The 15,473-nt window shown below is 58.0% G+C and carries 14 protein-coding genes; 5 read left to right on the forward strand and 9 right to left on the reverse strand.

The features are described from left to right. The first annotated feature begins 182 nt into the window (after nucleotides 1-182). A complete protein-coding gene (folD, locus tag ACQKEK_RS11440) occupies nucleotides 183-1,037 on the forward strand; it encodes a bifunctional methylenetetrahydrofolate dehydrogenase/methenyltetrahydrofolate cyclohydrolase FolD (RefSeq protein WP_045427489.1) in 855 nt (284 codons plus the stop codon). Nucleotides 1,038-1,112: 75 nt separating this feature from the next. Here the strand turns inward: folD and ACQKEK_RS11445 are convergent, their stop codons facing one another. The 6 genes from ACQKEK_RS11445 to ACQKEK_RS11470 are packed head-to-tail and all read right to left on the reverse strand — an operon-like array spanning nucleotide 1,113 to nucleotide 7,041. Beyond that, complete coding sequence (locus ACQKEK_RS11445; protein WP_045427492.1) at nucleotides 1,113-2,852, reverse strand: ABC transporter substrate-binding protein; 1,740 nt, start codon at nucleotides 2,850-2,852, stop codon at nucleotides 1,113-1,115. Between the two features lie 42 nt (nucleotides 2,853-2,894). Continuing rightward, on the reverse strand, nucleotides 2,895-3,167 hold the full coding sequence (locus ACQKEK_RS11450) for a DUF2160 domain-containing protein (RefSeq protein ID WP_045427494.1): 273 nt from the start codon (nucleotides 3,165-3,167) through the stop codon (nucleotides 2,895-2,897). A gap of 9 nt (nucleotides 3,168-3,176) precedes the next feature. Continuing rightward, nucleotides 3,177-3,977: a carbohydrate ABC transporter permease gene (locus ACQKEK_RS11455; protein ID WP_499142683.1), complete on the reverse strand. Its 801-nt coding sequence runs from the start codon at nucleotides 3,975-3,977 to the stop codon at nucleotides 3,177-3,179. A gap of 13 nt (nucleotides 3,978-3,990) precedes the next feature. Further along, nucleotides 3,991-4,854 (reverse strand): carbohydrate ABC transporter permease, encoded by an 864-nt coding sequence (locus ACQKEK_RS11460; RefSeq protein ID WP_045427499.1) that lies wholly within the window; start codon nucleotides 4,852-4,854, stop codon nucleotides 3,991-3,993. Then, nucleotides 4,851-5,948, reverse strand: coding sequence for an ABC transporter ATP-binding protein (locus ACQKEK_RS11465; protein WP_499142685.1), 1,098 nt, complete (start codon nucleotides 5,946-5,948; stop codon nucleotides 4,851-4,853). Before ACQKEK_RS11465 ends, ACQKEK_RS11460 begins: the two co-directional genes overlap by 4 nt. A gap of 10 nt (nucleotides 5,949-5,958) precedes the next feature. Next, nucleotides 5,959-7,041 (reverse strand): ABC transporter ATP-binding protein, encoded by a 1,083-nt coding sequence (locus tag ACQKEK_RS11470; RefSeq protein ID WP_499142687.1) that lies wholly within the window; start codon nucleotides 7,039-7,041, stop codon nucleotides 5,959-5,961. Between the two features lie 221 nt (nucleotides 7,042-7,262). Between ACQKEK_RS11470 and ACQKEK_RS11475 the strand changes: the two genes are divergently transcribed. Continuing rightward, complete coding sequence (locus ACQKEK_RS11475; RefSeq protein ID WP_499142689.1) at nucleotides 7,263-9,134, forward strand: sigma-54-dependent Fis family transcriptional regulator; 1,872 nt, start codon at nucleotides 7,263-7,265, stop codon at nucleotides 9,132-9,134. A gap of 170 nt (nucleotides 9,135-9,304) precedes the next feature. Here the strand turns inward: ACQKEK_RS11475 and cysS are convergent, their stop codons facing one another. After that, nucleotides 9,305-10,690 carry a cysteine--tRNA ligase gene (cysS, locus tag ACQKEK_RS11480; protein WP_499142691.1) on the reverse strand — a complete coding sequence of 462 codons (1,386 nt, stop codon included), beginning with the start codon at nucleotides 10,688-10,690 and terminating at the stop codon, nucleotides 9,305-9,307. Beyond that, nucleotides 10,690-12,360 carry a glutamine--tRNA ligase/YqeY domain fusion protein gene (locus ACQKEK_RS11485; protein WP_499142693.1) on the reverse strand — a complete coding sequence of 557 codons (1,671 nt, stop codon included), beginning with the start codon at nucleotides 12,358-12,360 and terminating at the stop codon, nucleotides 10,690-10,692. The genes cysS and ACQKEK_RS11485 overlap by 1 nt, the downstream gene beginning before the upstream one ends. Before the next feature lie 197 nt (nucleotides 12,361-12,557). On the opposite strand from ACQKEK_RS11485, the gene ACQKEK_RS11490 reads away from it, so the two are divergent. Next, nucleotides 12,558-13,052 (forward strand): peptidylprolyl isomerase, encoded by a 495-nt coding sequence (locus ACQKEK_RS11490; protein ID WP_499142694.1) that lies wholly within the window; start codon nucleotides 12,558-12,560, stop codon nucleotides 13,050-13,052. Between the two features lie 6 nt (nucleotides 13,053-13,058). Beyond that, nucleotides 13,059-13,781 (forward strand): UDP-2,3-diacylglucosamine diphosphatase, encoded by a 723-nt coding sequence (gene lpxH, locus ACQKEK_RS11495; protein WP_499142696.1) that lies wholly within the window; start codon nucleotides 13,059-13,061, stop codon nucleotides 13,779-13,781. A gap of 4 nt (nucleotides 13,782-13,785) precedes the next feature. Here lpxH and ACQKEK_RS11500 read toward each other — a convergent pair whose 3' ends face one another. Beyond that, nucleotides 13,786-14,391: a MiaE family protein gene (locus tag ACQKEK_RS11500; protein WP_499142698.1), complete on the reverse strand. Its 606-nt coding sequence runs from the start codon at nucleotides 14,389-14,391 to the stop codon at nucleotides 13,786-13,788. A gap of 174 nt (nucleotides 14,392-14,565) precedes the next feature. Here ACQKEK_RS11500 and ACQKEK_RS11505 point away from each other — a divergent pair, with 174 nt between their 5' ends. Further along, nucleotides 14,566-15,429, forward strand: a complete 864-nt coding sequence (locus tag ACQKEK_RS11505) for a universal stress protein UspL (RefSeq protein ID WP_045427519.1) — start codon at nucleotides 14,566-14,568, stop codon at nucleotides 15,427-15,429. Nucleotides 15,430-15,473: the final 44 nt, after the last annotated feature.

Genomic DNA, 15,473 nt, shown 5'->3' on the forward strand with positions numbered 1-15,473 from the left:
GTGCTCGACAAGCGGGGCGAATCTTAATGGCCTGCCTTCACATCGTCAACAGCAAAACCAAAAAAATTTCAGCCTGGTAAAGGAGTTACGGGAATCCTCCCCCGTGTCGCCTTTGCCGAACGGTGCCGTCGTGAGAGAATGCGCGTCCTTTTTCAGTCCTTCTCGATGGTTAACCACGCGTCATGACCGCAAAACTGATCGACGGTAAACAGATCGCTGCCAATGTCCGCCAGCAAATCGCGGGCCGAGTTGCCGAGCGATCCAAGCAAGGTTTACGAGTACCTGGCCTGGCAGTGATTCTCGTGGGCATGGACCCGGCTTCTCAGGTCTATGTGGCGCACAAGCGCAAGGATTGCGAGGAGGTGGGATTCAAATCCACCGCTCATGACCTGCCAGCGTCAACCAGCCAGGATGAACTGCTGGGATTGATCGATCAGCTTAATGACGACCCGTCGATTGACGGCATTCTTGTGCAGCTGCCATTGCCTAAGCATCTGGATGCATCGCAACTGCTCGAACGTATTCGCCCCGACAAGGACGTGGATGGTTTCCATCCCTACAACATTGGCCGTCTCGCTCAGCGTATGCCGCTGCTACGCCCCTGTACGCCGAAAGGCATCATGGCATTGCTCGATAGCACTGGCGTCGATCTGCATGGCCTAAACGCGGTTGTGGTGGGCGCATCCAACATCGTCGGCAGGCCCATGGCGCTTGAGTTATTGCTGGCCGGCTGCACGACCACCGTCACCCATCGCTTTACTCATGACCTGGCCGACCACGTCAAACGTGCCGATCTGATCGTGGTCGCGACAGGGATAACCGGTCTGGTCAAAGGTGACTGGATAAAGGAAGGCGCCATCGTGATCGACGTCGGCATCAATCGCCAAGCCGACGGCAAGCTCGTCGGTGATGTCGAGTTCGATGTCGCCGTGCAACGCGCTAGCTGGATTACGCCTGTGCCAGGCGGTGTGGGTCCGATGACCCGGGCTTGTCTGCTGGAAAACACGTTGCATGCCGCTGAACATCTGCACGGTTAAGCTACGCAGCGACTAAGGCAAACAATACGCAAAACGGCACCCTCGGGTGCCGTTTTGTTTACCCGGTACAGCCCACTACCTCTTCTGCTCCCAAGACTTGATCAGTTCGTCATAGTTGACGGTCTGCCCCTGGGGCTTTTCATCTTGCAGTTTGGGCTTCGGCGCACCAGGTTGGCTCAGCCAATACTCAGGATCCCGCGGCTCGTTCAGCTTCGGTCCGCACTTGGGCTGCACGTTAGCTCGTTCCAACCGCGCCATCATGGTGTCTTGGGCTTCGGCAAGGCCGTCCAGAGCCTCCTGAGGGGTCTTGTCGCCACTGGCTGCTTCGGCGATGTACTGCCACCAGAGCTGTGCGAGACGCGGATAATCCGGCACATTGGTTCCGGTCGGCGTCCATTGCACTCGCGCCGGGCTGCGGTAAAACTCCACCAGACCACCCAGTTTTGGCGCAGCTTCGGTCATGGCGTCTGAGTTGATATCCGACTCACGGATCGGGGTAAGCCCCACCAAGGTCTTTTTCAGCGACACGGTTTTCGCCACGGTGAACTGCGCGTAGAGCCATGCAGCCAGACGGCGCTGCTCCGGAGTCGAGTTGAGGAAGGTCCAGGATCCTGCATCCTGATAGCCGAGCTTCATGCCCTCCTCCCAATATGGCCCCTTCGGCGACGGCGCCATCCGCCACTTCGGCGTGCCGTCCTCATTCACCACCGGCAGACCCGGCTTGGTCATGTCGGCCGTGAATGCGGTGTACCAGAAAATCTGCTGAGCAATGTTGCCTTGCGCCGGCACCGGGCCCGCCTCGGAAAAGGTCATGCCTTGGGCTTCGCGCGGCGCGTATTCGCGCATCCAGTCGACATATTTCTGTGTCGCATAGACCGCAGCCGGGCCGTTTGTGGCACCGCCGCGTGAAACGCTTGAGCCAACCGGGTGGCAGTCTTCAACACGAATTCCCCACTCGTCTACCGGCAAACCGTTTGGAAGCCCTTTGTCGCCGGCGCCCGCCATGGAGAACCAGGCATCGGTAAAGCGCCAGCCAAGCGACGGGTCCTTTTTGCCGTAGTCCATGTGGCCATAAACACGCTGCCCGTCGATCTCCTTGACGTGCTTGCTGAAAAACTCGGCAATGTCTTCATAAGCAGACCAATTCACTGGCACACCAAGCTCATACCCGTAGCGCTCTTTGAACTGCTTTTTCAGTTCAGGCCGCTCGAACCAGTCGGCGCGAAACCAATAGAGGTTGGCGAACTGCTGCACTGGCAACTGATAGAGCTTGCCGTCCGGGCCCGTGGTGAAAGAAATCCCGATGAAATCATCCAGATCAAGTGTTGGCAGCGTGTAGTCCTTGGCTTCACCTTCGATCATGTCGCTGATCGCAACTGCTTTGCCGTAACGGAAGTGCGTGCCGATCAGATCAGAGTCGTTGATATACCCATCGTAGATGTTCTTGCCCGACTGCATCTGGGTCTGCAGCTTCTCTACAACATCCCCTTCCTGCATCAAGTCGTGACGCAGCTTGATGCCGGTGATCTCGCTAAACGCACGAGCCAAGGTCTTGGACTCATATTCGTGCGTCGTGATGGTTTCCGAAGCAACGTTGATTTCCATGCCACGGAACGGCTCGGCGGCTTTGATGAACCAGCGCAGCTCTTCCATCTGCTGCTCAGGCGTAAGGGTCGACGGGTTAAATTCTGATTCGATCCATTTCTTCGCCGCGTCTTCATAGGCGTCGGCCCAGGCCGATCCAGAAATGCCGGACAACGTCAGCAAGGCCGCGAGCGCCATGCCATGTCGGGTGTTGTTTTTATTCTCGAACATAAACACCTCCTTTGGGTTTTTCGGAGGGGTGAGCCGAAAGGCTCAACCCCAGCGCATCACTGCAAACAACCAGACGAGAGACAGCGCGGACGCTATCCAGATGCTCCAGTCGGTCAGCCCTATCAGCAACAAATGCCAATAGGCGCTGCCCAGAAGTCCAATGAACAGCCGATCGCCACGGGTGGTAACGATAGGCAGGAAGCCCTTGCGCGGCACGCAGGGTCGCCTCAGTTCCCAGGCGCTCATCAGCGCCAGCAGTACACCGATGACGGCGAAGAAAGCCGCGGTCGGCCCGGTCCATGCCATCCAGCTCATGAGCGACTCCTATACGCGCCCAAGGGCGAAGCCCTTGGCGACATGATTGCGGACGAACCAGATCACCAGCATGCCGGGCAGAATAGTCAGCACACCGGCCGCGGCCAGAACGCCCCAGTCGATTCCCGATGCCGAGACGGTTCGTGTCATCACCGAAACGATCGGCTTGGCGTCAACCGAAGTCAGCGTGCGCGCCAGCAGCAGTTCGACCCAGGAAAACATGAAGCAGAAGAACGCAGTAACGCCGATGCCCGAACCGATCAGCGGGATGAAAAGCTTCACAAAGAACTTCGGAAAGCTGTAACCGTCGATGTACGCCGTTTCATCGATCTCTTTGGGCACACCGGACATGAATCCCTCAAGGATCCAGACCGCCAAAGGCACATTGAAAAGACAGTGAGCGAGCGCCACAGCGATGTGCGTGTCGAACAACCCGATCGATGAGTAAAGCTGAAAGAACGGCAGCAGAAAGACCGCGGGTGGCGCCATCCGATTGGTCAGCAACCAGAAGAACAGGTGCTTGTCCCCAAGAAAACGAAATCGGGAAAAAGCATAGGCCGCCGGCAACGCCACGGTTAGCGAGATGATCGTGTTCAGGCACACGTAATACAGCGAATTGATGTAACCGCTGTACCAGCTTCGATCGGTGAAGATGACCTTGTAGTTAGCCAGCGTAAGGTCGCGAGGCCAGAGCGTCAGCCCGCCGAGAATCTCGGTATTGCTCTTGAATGACATGTTGATCAGCCAATAGATCGGCACCATCAGAAACGCGACGTAGAGGATCAAAACCACTCGCTTGCGCAGGTTCATCAGCGGCCCCCTTTCATTTCTGGTCGCCGTGAGTCATGGCGGTATAGAACAGCCAGGACACCAGCAGGATGATCAGGAAGTAGATCAGCGAGAACGCCGCCGCTGGGCCGAGATCGAATTGGCCAACCGCCATTTTCGTCAGCGTCTGGCTGAGGAAGGTGGTGGCATTGCCCGGGCCGCCACCGGTAAGCACGAACGGCTCGGTGTAGATCATGAAGCTGTCCATGAAGCGCAGCATCACGGCGATCAGCAGCACGCTCTTCAACTTCGGCAACTGGATGTAGCGGAACACCGCCCAAGCGGATGCCCTGTCGATACGAGCCGCCTGGTAGTAGGCGTCCGGAATGGCCCGAAGGCCCGAGTAGCAAAGCAGCGCGACCAAGGACGTCCAGTGCCAGACGTCCATCACCAGCACCGTCAGCCAGGCGTCCCGAGTGTTAGAGGCGTAGTTGTAGCTGATGCCCAGCTCGCGGAGGCCGTAACCCAGCAGGCCGATATCGGCACGCCCGAAGATTTGCCAGATGGTCCCGACTACGTTCCATGGGATCAGCAGGGGAATCGCCATCACGATCAGGCACAGCGACGCCCAGCGGCCACGGGTCGGCATCGCCAGCGCGACCGCGATTCCCAGCGGGATCTCGATCAACAGTACGCAGCCCGAAAAGATGAACTGCCGCAGCAGTGAATCGTGCAGCCGAGGATCGTTGAGTATCTGCCGATACCAATCCGCACCAACGAAGAACCGCGTTGAAGAGTCGAAGATGTCCTGCACCGAGTAGTTCACCACGGTCATCATCGGCAGGATGGCACTGAAAGCCACCAGCAGGAAAACCGGTAAGACCAGCCACCACGCGCGGTTGTCATGCGTCTTGGTCATGGCAGCACCTCAACCAGCCGATCATCGGCATAGAGCATCAGCCACTGTGCCGGGAAGCCCACCCAGGCCTGGCCTTTCGGCACCGCTTGATCCTCAGGCAAACGCGCCTTGATCAGATGCCCTTGCAGACGAAGCGTAAGAATTTTGTATGTACCCAGATCCTCGACTCGCACAGCCTCGGCCTGCATCCCGCCGGCACCCGGCTCCTCGCTGACCTGAACGAACTCAGGACGGATGCCAATCTGCAAGCGACTCGATGCTAATTCCTGCAGTCGTGCAGCCAGCGCGCCCGGTAGCGGCAGATGCAGATCACCGAAACCGACCCCGCCTTCCCGGCCATCCACCTCGATCAGATTCATCCCCGGGCTGCCCACGAAGTAACCAACAAAGGTGTGTTGCGGCCGCTCGAACAACTCACGCGGCGTGCCGAACTGGACGATCTGCCCGCCGTACATCACCGCAATCTTGTCAGCGAAGGTCGAAGCCTCGAGCTGGTCGTGGGTGACGTAGATCATGGTGATGTTGAACTGCTCATGGATCTGCTTGAGCTTGCGCCGCAGCTTCCACTTGAGGTGCGGGTCGATGACCGTGAGCGGCTCGTCGAAAAGGATCGCCGACACGTCGTCCCGGACCAGCCCGCGCCCCATTGAGACCTTCTGCTTTTCATCGGCAGTCAGGTTGTGAGCCTTTCGCTTGAGCAGCGGATGGAGGTCGAGTACCTCGGCAATTTCGTGAACCTTGCTTGTGATACGCGCCTCAGCGATGCCTTGGTTGCGCAGCGGGAAGGCCAGATTGTCGAAGACGGTCATAGTGTCGTAGACGACCGGAAACTGAAAAACCTGCGCGATGTTGCGCTGCTCCGGCGTTAGCGTGTTCACCTTGCGTGTATCGAACAGCACCTCTCCCTCAGATGGGCTGAGCAACCCCGAGATAATGTTGAGCAAGGTGGACTTGCCACACCCTGAGGGCCCCAACAGCGCGTAAGCGCCGCCCTGCTCCCACACGTGGTCCATCTCACGGATCGCATAGTCAGCAGCGCCCTGGGGTTGGCTGTTATAGCTGTGAGCAAGATTCTGCAAATGGATTTCTGCCATAACGATTTCCTCAGGGACGTCGAGCCGGTGCCTGGGCCAGACGGCCCGAAGCATCGAAAACGAATAACTTGTGAGTCGGGATGTAAACGCGGATGGGCGAGTCGACGTGGTAGTCGTGAACCCCTTGCAGGTGCAGCACCAAGCTGAGGTGCTCGTTCCGCACATGGAGAAAGGTTTCAGAACCGCTGATTTCTGCCAGCTCGACAGTGCCAGACACTTCCAAATCATCATCGTTGGAAGGCACCAGCCCGATATGACTGGGCCTGATCCCGAAGCGATACTCACCTTTGTCCAGCCCGCTCAGATCGGTGTTAAGCGGGAAATGCATGCAGTCTTGAAAACTGACCTCGTTCGCCGCGATTCGCCCTGACAGCAGGTTGATCGGCGGCTCGGAGAACAGTTCGGCACTGAGCACCTGGCTGGGACGGTGATACACCTCCGACGTCGGCCCGCTCTGAATTACTCGACCTTCATGCAATACGGTCGCTGTTCCGCCTAGCGCCAAAGCCTCGTTCGGCTCCGTGGTCGCATACACAGCGATGCTGCGGCGAGTTTTAAACAGCTCACGCATTTCCTGGCGGAGCTCTTCGCGCAATTTGTAATCAAGGTTCACCAGCGGCTCGTCAAATAGGACCAGATCAGCGTCCTTGACCAACGCCCTGGCCATTGCCGTGCGTTGCTGCTGCCCCCCGGAGAGTTCCAGCGGGTGTTTCTGCAGGAAGGCTTCGATGTGCAGCATCTCGGCGGTTTCGCGCACCTTGCGCTCGATCTCGGCTTTACTGAATCCAGCCTGTCGCAACGGTGAAGCGATGTTCTCGTACACGGTCAACGTCGGATAGTTGATGAACTGCTGGTACACCATCGACACGTTGCGCTTGCGCACCGGAACCCCGGTTACGTCAGCGCCGTTCATTAAGATTCGACCCCGCGTCGGCTTGTCGAGCCCTGCCATGAGTCGCATCAACGAGGTCTTGCCCGACAGGGTTCGACCGATCAGCACATTGAACGAGCCAGGTTCGAAAATGAGGCTGGCATCGTCGATATGCAGCTGGCCATCGACAGTTTTAGTGACGTGTTCCAGGGTGAGGGACATGCCGCATCCTTCTAGTTGTTATGGAAGGATTCAGAGCGATATCCGTGCCAGCTACGCTAGACCGCTCTAGCCCGTGGCGCTTTGTGCAGGCCGCTGTTGTTAAGTGTTCAAAATGAACAGTTGTGAACATTGACAGTGAACAAAAATGAACAAGACTGTTCATGGCACCGACGGTGACAAACACCAAAAACAACAAGAACGTACCGCGATAGAGAGGCGACATGGCCAACCCAGCCCAGCCCATCTCACACCAGGATTTGGTAGAAGGCTCGTGGAGCCGTTGCGAACGCTACGGTTTAAACCCGCTCAGCATCCCCAGCTTTGGCGACCCCGCGGAGAGAGACGTCAATGCCCTGCTGGAACGTCAGCGAAACCTGGTCCAGACCACGCAGCGTGAAGTGCTGCCTTATTACGAGAACATCCTTTCGAATTCGAGCTGCCTGATTCTGCTTGCCGACAGCGGCGGACAGTTGCTTGAGTCCTGGGGTGACAGGCGCTTCGTCGAACCCGCGCAGCAACGCGGATTCAAGCCGGGCGCCAGCTGGATGGAGCGAGATACCGGGACCAATGCGATCGGCACCGCACTGGCCAGCGGGCAGGCCGTGCATATCCAACGTGACGAGCACTTCCTCCAGGCCAACCGATATCTGTCCGGCGCGGCGTCGCCCATCTACGACGCGCAACGCCAGCTGATCGCGGTGCTCGACGTGTCCAGCGACAGCTACCTGCCGCCATCGCACACGCTGGGCATGGTCAAGATGATGAGCCAGTCGGTTGAAAACAGGCTGATCTTGAATCTGTTCCGCGGTGATTATTTCCAGCTGACGTTCAATACCGGCCAGGACAATCTTGATAGTCAGTGGGCCGGCCTGTTGGTCTTCGACGAGTCGGGGCTGATCGTTTCAGCAAATCGACGTGCAGACAATTTGCTGGGCTTGGCGCTTACTCGTAGCCGCATCGACAGGCTGTTCGACGTCCCGCTGCGGCAGCTGCTCAGCCAGCCCGAGGACCAGCCGCTGCTGCTGCGGACAGCGGGCAGTCATCGCTTTCATGGCCTTGTTCGACGCCCGCAGAAGCCGCGTATTCAGGCCCGTGATTTTCGGACACCGGATAGCTGCCCGGAACATATCATCGACCTGGCAAGCATCGATCAGGGCGACCCGCAGGTTCATAAGGTCATTCGCCAGGCTCAGCTCATGCTCGAAAAGGACATTCCGATTCTAGTGAACGGCGAAACGGGTGTCGGAAAGGAAGTGCTGGTCAAAGCACTGCATGCGGCCAGCTCACGGGCGAACGCCCCGCTTATAGCCGTGAATTGCGCAGCGATTCCCAGCGAGCTGATCGAGTCCGAACTCTTCGGCTACGAAAAAGGTGCATTCACCGGCGCGCACCAGAAAGGCAGCCTGGGCCTGATCCGCAAAGCAGATGGTGGCGTGCTGTTCCTCGATGAAATCGGTGATATGCCGCTGAGCTTGCAGGCGCGTCTGTTGCGTGTTCTGCAGGAACGCAGCGTCCAGCCGCTGGGCGGCGGTGAGCCCTTTTCAGTCGACTTTCGACTGATCTGTGCAACTAACCGTTCGCTACGTCAGGAAGTCGAAAAGGGTCGCTTTCGTCAGGATTTGTTCTACCGGGTCAGCGGCCTCGGCGTCGAATTGCCCCCACTCCGAGCGCGTTATGACAAGCACGCCCTTTTCCAGCGGGTATGGGAACAGCACCGCGAACCACAGCAGTGGGCCGGTCTCAGTCCCGACGTGCTGCGCCTGTTCGACAGCCACCCTTGGCCGGGAAACATCCGTCAGCTGAGCAGCGTTGTACAGGTCGCGCTAGCGCTGGCCCAGGACCAACCGATTCGCGTGGAGCATTTACCGGATGATTTCCTTGCCGATACGGACGTAAAGCTGACAGCTCAAGGTAGAACCGGGGCCTCCGCCTCGACAAGCGAAACAGTGCCGTTTCCAATGCTTGCGAATGAGCCTCTGCGGGCTCAGTTCGAAGCCTGTCACGGCAACGTTTCGCACTTGGCCCGGCATCTCGGTGTGAGCCGCAACACCTTGTACAAGCGTTTGCGCGCCGAAGGGTTGTATCCGACATAAGCGCGTTGGTCAGCCAGGCTTCCCGGGTAGGCTAAAGAGCTGATAGGCCGTGGAGCCGCAGCTAGCTGTGCAGATGGTGGTCGCAGTGGCCACGGCCCCTGCAGACGACAGACGAAAAAACCGCACTTCAGGGATAAAAGCTGACGTGCGGCCTTAGTAGCGGATACGAGTTACTCGCCAAGACGCCAGGTCGTGCCGCCCTTCCCGTCTTCAAGAACCACACCCATAGCCGTCAGTTGATCGCGAATCCGATCGGATTCAGCCCAGTTCTTATCGGAGCGAGCCTGAAGGCGTGAAGCAATCAGTGCTTCCACCTGGGTGGCATCCACCTTGCCCTCAACCCCGGCCTGCAAGAAGGTGTCGGGATCCATCTGCAATATGCCGAGCACGCTAGCCAGCGCTTTGAGCTGCGCAGCAAGGCCGGACGCTGCCTGCATATCCGTATCGCGTAGACGGTTGATCTCGCGAACCATTTCGAACAGCACCGCGCACGCTTCGGGTGAATTGAAGTCGTCATCCATTGCCTCGCCGAAGCGAGCCACGAACGTATCGCCACCCTGAGCGGTGGCCTCAGGCAGACCTCTGAGTGCGGTATAGAAGCGCTCAAGGGCCCCCTTGGCTTCTTTCAAACTGTCTTCTGAATAGTTGATCGGGCTGCGGTAGTGGCTTGAGACCAGCAGGTAGCGCACCACTTCCGGCTGGTATTTCTCCAGCACTTCACGAATGGTGAAAAAGTTGCCCAGCGACTTGGACATCTTCTCACCATCAACCCGGACGGCGCCGGCGTGCATCCAGGCATTGGCGTACAGCTTGCCGGTTGCCGCTTCACTCTGTGCGATCTCATTCTCATGATGCGGAAATACCAAATCAGGACCGCCGCCATGAATGTCGAAGGTCTCACCCAGGCAGCAGGTTGACATGACCGAGCACTCGATGTGCCAGCCCGGACGCCCTGCGCCCCAAGGCGACCCCCAACTCGGCTCTCCCGGTTTGGCGGCCTTCCATAGCACGAAATCCAACGGATCCTCTTTGGCCTCGTCGACCTCGATTCGCGCGCCAATCTTGAGGTCTTCTATCTTGCGCCGCGAAAGCTTGCCGTAGCCGACGAACTTTCCAACCCGGTAGTACACGTCGCCATTACCCGGTGCGTAGGCAAAGCCCTTGTCGATCAGGGTCTGGATCATGCTGTGCATGCCAGCAATATGGTCGGTTGCGCGAGGCTCGATGTCTGGACGTAGCACGTTGAGCCGTGCCTCGTCCTCATGCATGGCAGCGATCATGCGTCCGGTGAGCGCCTCGAACGTCTCGCCATTTTCCTGGGCTCGCCGGATGATCTTGTCGTCGATGTCAGTGATGTTGCGCACATAGGTCAATTCGTAGCCACGCTGGCGCAACCAGCGCGAAACGACATCGAATGCCACCATGACGCGTGCATGACCGATATGACAGAAGTCATAAACGGTCATGCCGCAGACGTACATGCGCACCTGATTAGCGATCAGAGGCTTGAGCGGCTCCTTGGTTTTGGTCAGCGTGTTGTAAATCGCCAGCGCCATTACTGGCCTCCCCAGGAATCACGCAGCGTCACGGTCCGGTTGAACACCATTGCGTCGGGCCGGCTGTCTTTGCGATCAACGCAGAAATAGCCTTCGCGCTCGAACTGGAAGCGATCCTCAGCTTCGGCAGAGGCCAACGACGGCTCGGCGCGGCAACCCTTCAACACCACCAGCGACTCAGGGTTGATGTTGTCCAGGAAGCTACCGCCATCTTCATCCTTCTCGGGATTGGCCGAGCGGAACAGACGATCATACAAACGCACTTCGCATTCGACGCTCTCAGCAGCCGGCACCCAATGAATGACGCCTTTGACCTTGCGACCCTCCGGGTTCTTGCCCAGCGTGTTCTCGTCGTAGGAGCAGCGCAGCTCAACAATGTTGCCTTGCTCGTCCTTGACCGCTTCATCCGCACGAATCACGTAGCTGCCACGTAGGCGCACTTCCCCACCCGGTATCAGGCGTTTGAACCCGGCCGGAGGTACTTCTTCGAAGTCGGTGGCATCGATATAAATCTCCCGCGAGAACGGCAGCTGGCGCACGCCGATGTCCTGCTTCGGATGACGAGGCAGTTCGAGCGTCTCGGTCTTGTCCTCAGGATAGTTGGTGATGACCACTTTCAACGGCTTGAGGACGCACATGGCACGAGGGGCATTGGCGTCCAGGTCTTCGCGAATGGCGAACTCGAGCATGCCCACATCCACTACACCGCCGGCGCGATTGACCCCGATCATGTCGCAGAACGTGCGAATCGACGCCGGCGTGTAGCCACGACGACGGTAGCCACTGAGCGTCGACATGCGTGGATCATCCCAGCCATTGACGTGTTTTTCGTCCACGAGCTGCTTGAGCTTGCGCTTGCTGGTGATGGTGTAGTTGAGGTTAAGGCGCGCGAATTCGTACTGACGCGGACGTGCCGGAACCGGGAGATTTTCCAGGAACCACTCGTAGAGCGGGCGGTGGTCTTCGAACTCAAGGGTGCAAATCGAGTGAGTGACGCCTTCTATGGCATCCGACTGACCATGAGTGAAGTCATAGCTTGGATAGATGCACCAGTCGTTTCCGGTTTGGTGGTGATGCGCATGGCGGATCCGATAGAGGATCGGGTCGCGAAGATTCATGTTTGGCGAGGCCATATCGATTTTGGCCCGGAGTGCCTTTGCGCCGTCCGGAAATTCGCCAGCTTTCATCCGCGCGAACAGGTCCAGGTTTTCTTCCATGGAACGGTCGCGGAACGGACTGTTCTTGCCCGGTTCGGTCAGGCTGCCGCGGTACTCTCGGGCTTGCTCGGATGTGAGGTCGCAGACGTAAGCCTTGCCCGCTTTGATCAGCTCGATGGCCCAGTCATGTAGCTGCGAAAAATAGTTGGAGGCATAACGCTCCTCCCCAGCCCACTCGAAGCCGAGCCACTGGACATCGCTTTTGATTGCATCGATGTATTCCTGATCTTCTTTCGCCGGGTTTGTGTCGTCGAAACGAAGATTGCACTCGCCACCAAATTCTTTCGCCAGGCCGAAGTTCAGACAGATCGACTTGGCATGACCGATGTGCAGGTAGCCATTGGGCTCCGGTGGAAAGCGCGTCACGATCTTCGCGTGCTTGCCTGATTGCAGGTCGGCCTGAACGATCGGGCGGAGAAAATTTGTGGCTGCGGTAGTCTCAGGCTTGCTCATGGTGTCCTTAACGATCTGCGAGTGCGCGCCTCAGGGTAGGCCCGCCAAATCAAAGCGCTTATCATAGCGGACCCGTCAACCCCCTGACAGAGCAAAGCGCCCTGCCGCGCTATGCGCAGTAGCCGCGAGTCTTCGGGGCCGTCACGCCGGTCGCGTTGCCGCGACACATATTTCTCCCTCATTTAGGAAGGCTTTCAATGATCAAGCTGCATACCAATCATGGCGTCATCACCGTCAAGCTGTTCGAAGACAAGGCGCCGGAAACCACCGCCAACTTCAAGGAATACGTAAAAAGCGGTCACTACGACGGCACTATCTTTCACCGCGTGATCAGCAACTTCATGATCCAGGGCGGCGGTTTCGAGTCGGGCATGAAGCAGAAAGCCACCCGCGGCCAGATCAAGAACGAAGCTAACAACGGCCTTTCCAACAAGACCGGCACCCTGGCCATGGCACGCACCATGGAGCCGCACTCGGCCTCTGCGCAGTTCTTCATCAACGTTAAAGACAATGATTTCCTCGACCACACGGCGCCGACCGTTCAAGGCTGGGGCTACACAGTATTTGGCGAAGTGGTCGAAGGCATGGACGTAGTTGAAAGGATCAAAGGCGTGCCCACCACGATGAAATCGGGCCATCAGGACGTTCCGGTAGAAGACGTCGTGATCGAGAAAGCCGAAATCGTCGAGTAAATCGCATTGATCCTGTTGATCTCAGATCTGCATCTCGAAGAAAAACGCCCGGAGATTACCCGGGCGTTTCTTCGTTTCCTCGAGACTCGCGCAATCGAAGCCGAGGCACTCTATATCCTCGGTGACTTTTTCGAAGTCTGGGTCGGCGATGACGGCATGACGCCCTTTCAGCATGAGATAGCCCTAGCGCTGAAAGCGCTGAGTCAGCATGGGACGCGCATCTATCTGATGCACGGCAATCGCGACTTCATGATCGGAAAAGCGTTTTGCCGCGAGGCCGGATGCACGCTGCTGGCCGACCCGCATATCGCGCAGCTCGCTGGCGAGCGCGTGTTGTTGATGCATGGCGACAGCCTATGCACGCGTGACGAAGGCTACATGCGGCTACGCCGCTGGCTGCGCAACCCGGTAAGTCTCTTCATCCTGCATAACCTTTCGCTTGGCAAGCGTCAGAAGCTGGCGCAAAAACTGCGTTCCAGCAGCAAGGAAGAGACGCGAATGAAGGCCAGCGATATCGTCGACGTAACACCCGACGAAGTGGCGAGCATCATGCAACGCTACAAAGTCCGAACTTTAATTCACGGCCACACCCACCGGCCAGCAACCCATTCGTTGCAGATCGATGGTCAAGCGGCCATCCGGATCGTCCTGGGTGACTGGGATCGCCAGGGTTGGGCGTTACAGGTCGACGATTCAGGTTTTCACCAGGCTCCTTTCGACCTGAACTGATCAGTCAGGCGGCGCTCGGTACGCCGCTGTGAAAGCGAAACTCACTGTCTGAGCTTTCGATTAGCTCACGCTCACGTTCACGCACGCGGACGATGGTTGCCTCGATGTCCGCCGCCTCTCCATAGAGGTAAGCCAGCTTCAGGTAATCCTGAAAATGCCTCGCTTCGGACTTCAATAGCCCGTGATAGAACCGCCCAAGTTCTTCGTCCAAGTGCGGCACCAGCATCGCAAAACGCTCACATGAGCGCGCCTCGATAAACGCACCAATCACCAAGGTATCGGTGAGCCGGTAGGGTTCGTGGTTGCGCACCAACTCGCGCAAACCGGCCGCATAACGGGATGAGCCGATATTGCGCAGACTGATTTCACGCTTGCGGATGATCGAGAGCACCTGCTCGAAATGTCGCAACTCCTCCCTGGCCAGGCGCGACATCTTGTTCTGCAGATCCGGCATATCGACATAGCGAAACATCAACTGAAAGGCAGCGCCAGCAGCCTTCTTCTCGCAATTGCCATGATCGATCAACATCACATCCTGGTTGTGCAGCGCAACGTCGACCCACGCCGAAGGTGTCGCACAGCCAAGAAATTCATTCAGTTCGGGGAGCATGAGGTCTTGGTATTCATGAAGGAAATGAAAGCGGCGAACAGCACGAAGTCGCTGGGCCGCCGCGCATTATACGAGCCCAGCGAGTAACGGCCAGCACTGCTTGATATAGGTCAGTGGCTGCCCTGAAGCCCTTGTCTATAGTGAAACCATCTGATCACCCAAACGGAGCCGATCATGCAAGCCATACGCTGTATCCTCGTGGTAATTGACCCAAAGCTTTCCGAAAATCTGGCACTAAAAAGGGCGCGATTGATTTCCAGCGTCAGCCAGTCCCGGCTGCACTTGCTGATCTGCGACGCGAAACAGGATCACAGCAGCTATCTTGAGCGCTTGCGCCAAGAACTCGAAGATCAGGGCCACGTCGTTACGGCTCGGCAGGCCTGGCATGAAAACCTGCACCAGACCATCATCAGCGCTCAGCAAGCCGAAGGCTGCGGCCTGGTGATCAAACAGCACATTGCCGATAACCCGCTGAAACGCGCCCTGCTGACGCCCGATGACTGGAAGCTATTGCGTTATTGCCCCTGCCCGGTGCTGATGGTCAAAACCGAAGCCCCCTGGACAGGTGGCAACATTCTGGCCGCAGTGGACGTAGGCAATGCTGACATCGAACACCGCACGCTTCATTCCAGCATCATCAATTACGGCTACCAGATTGCCTCGCTTGCCGAGGGCACACTGCATGTGATCAGCGCGCACCCTTCAGCCATGCTGTCCTCCGCTGATCCCGCGTTCCAGCTCAAGGAAACGATCGAAGCGCGTTACCGCAACGCCTGCCGGCAGTTTCAGACTGAGTTCGACATCCCTGACGGCCAGCTGCATATTGAGGAAGGGCCCGCAGACGCCTTGATCCCGCGCGTCTGCCACCAGCTTCAGGCTGCCGTAACGGTCATCGGCACTGTCGCCCGCACCGGATTGTCCGGGGCCTTGATGGGCAATACCGCCGAGGTCGTGCTCGACACATTGGAAAGCGATGTGCTGGTGCTGAAGCCAGAGGACATCATCGACCACCTTGAGGAGCTCGTAGCGCAGCGCTAGGCTCATCAGCTCAGCCGTGGCCGGATATCGCCTTCCTCGGCTGT

The sequence above is a fragment of the Pseudomonas sp. NPDC077408 genome (assembly GCF_050269105.1).
Taxonomy (GTDB): domain Bacteria; phylum Pseudomonadota; class Gammaproteobacteria; order Pseudomonadales; family Pseudomonadaceae; genus Stutzerimonas.

What these genes read in the sequence shown, in the direction of transcription:
- ACQKEK_RS11490 (WP_499142694.1), top strand. Translation starts at nt 12,558, where the DNA reads ATGATCAAGCTGCATACCAATCATGGCGTCATCACCGTCAAGCTGTTC.
- ACQKEK_RS11485 (WP_499142693.1), bottom strand. Translation starts at nt 12,360, where the DNA reads ATGAGCAAGCCTGAGACTACCGCAGCCACAAATTTTCTCCGCCCGATC.
- ACQKEK_RS11445 (WP_045427492.1), bottom strand. Translation starts at nt 2,852, where the DNA reads ATGTTCGAGAATAAAAACAACACCCGACATGGCATGGCGCTCGCGGCC.
- ACQKEK_RS11450 (WP_045427494.1), bottom strand. Translation starts at nt 3,167, where the DNA reads ATGAGCTGGATGGCATGGACCGGGCCGACCGCGGCTTTCTTCGCCGTC.
- cysS (WP_499142691.1), bottom strand. Translation starts at nt 10,690, where the DNA reads ATGGCGCTGGCGATTTACAACACGCTGACCAAAACCAAGGAGCCGCTC.
- ACQKEK_RS11475 (WP_499142689.1), top strand. Translation starts at nt 7,263, where the DNA reads ATGGCCAACCCAGCCCAGCCCATCTCACACCAGGATTTGGTAGAAGGC.
- folD (WP_045427489.1), top strand. Translation starts at nt 183, where the DNA reads ATGACCGCAAAACTGATCGACGGTAAACAGATCGCTGCCAATGTCCGC.
- ACQKEK_RS11500 (WP_499142698.1), bottom strand. Translation starts at nt 14,391, where the DNA reads ATGCTCCCCGAACTGAATGAATTTCTTGGCTGTGCGACACCTTCGGCG.
- ACQKEK_RS11460 (WP_045427499.1), bottom strand. Translation starts at nt 4,854, where the DNA reads ATGACCAAGACGCATGACAACCGCGCGTGGTGGCTGGTCTTACCGGTT.
- ACQKEK_RS11465 (WP_499142685.1), bottom strand. Translation starts at nt 5,948, where the DNA reads ATGGCAGAAATCCATTTGCAGAATCTTGCTCACAGCTATAACAGCCAA.
- ACQKEK_RS11455 (WP_499142683.1), bottom strand. Translation starts at nt 3,977, where the DNA reads ATGAACCTGCGCAAGCGAGTGGTTTTGATCCTCTACGTCGCGTTTCTG.
- ACQKEK_RS11505 (WP_045427519.1), top strand. Translation starts at nt 14,566, where the DNA reads ATGCAAGCCATACGCTGTATCCTCGTGGTAATTGACCCAAAGCTTTCC.
- ACQKEK_RS11470 (WP_499142687.1), bottom strand. Translation starts at nt 7,041, where the DNA reads ATGTCCCTCACCCTGGAACACGTCACTAAAACTGTCGATGGCCAGCTG.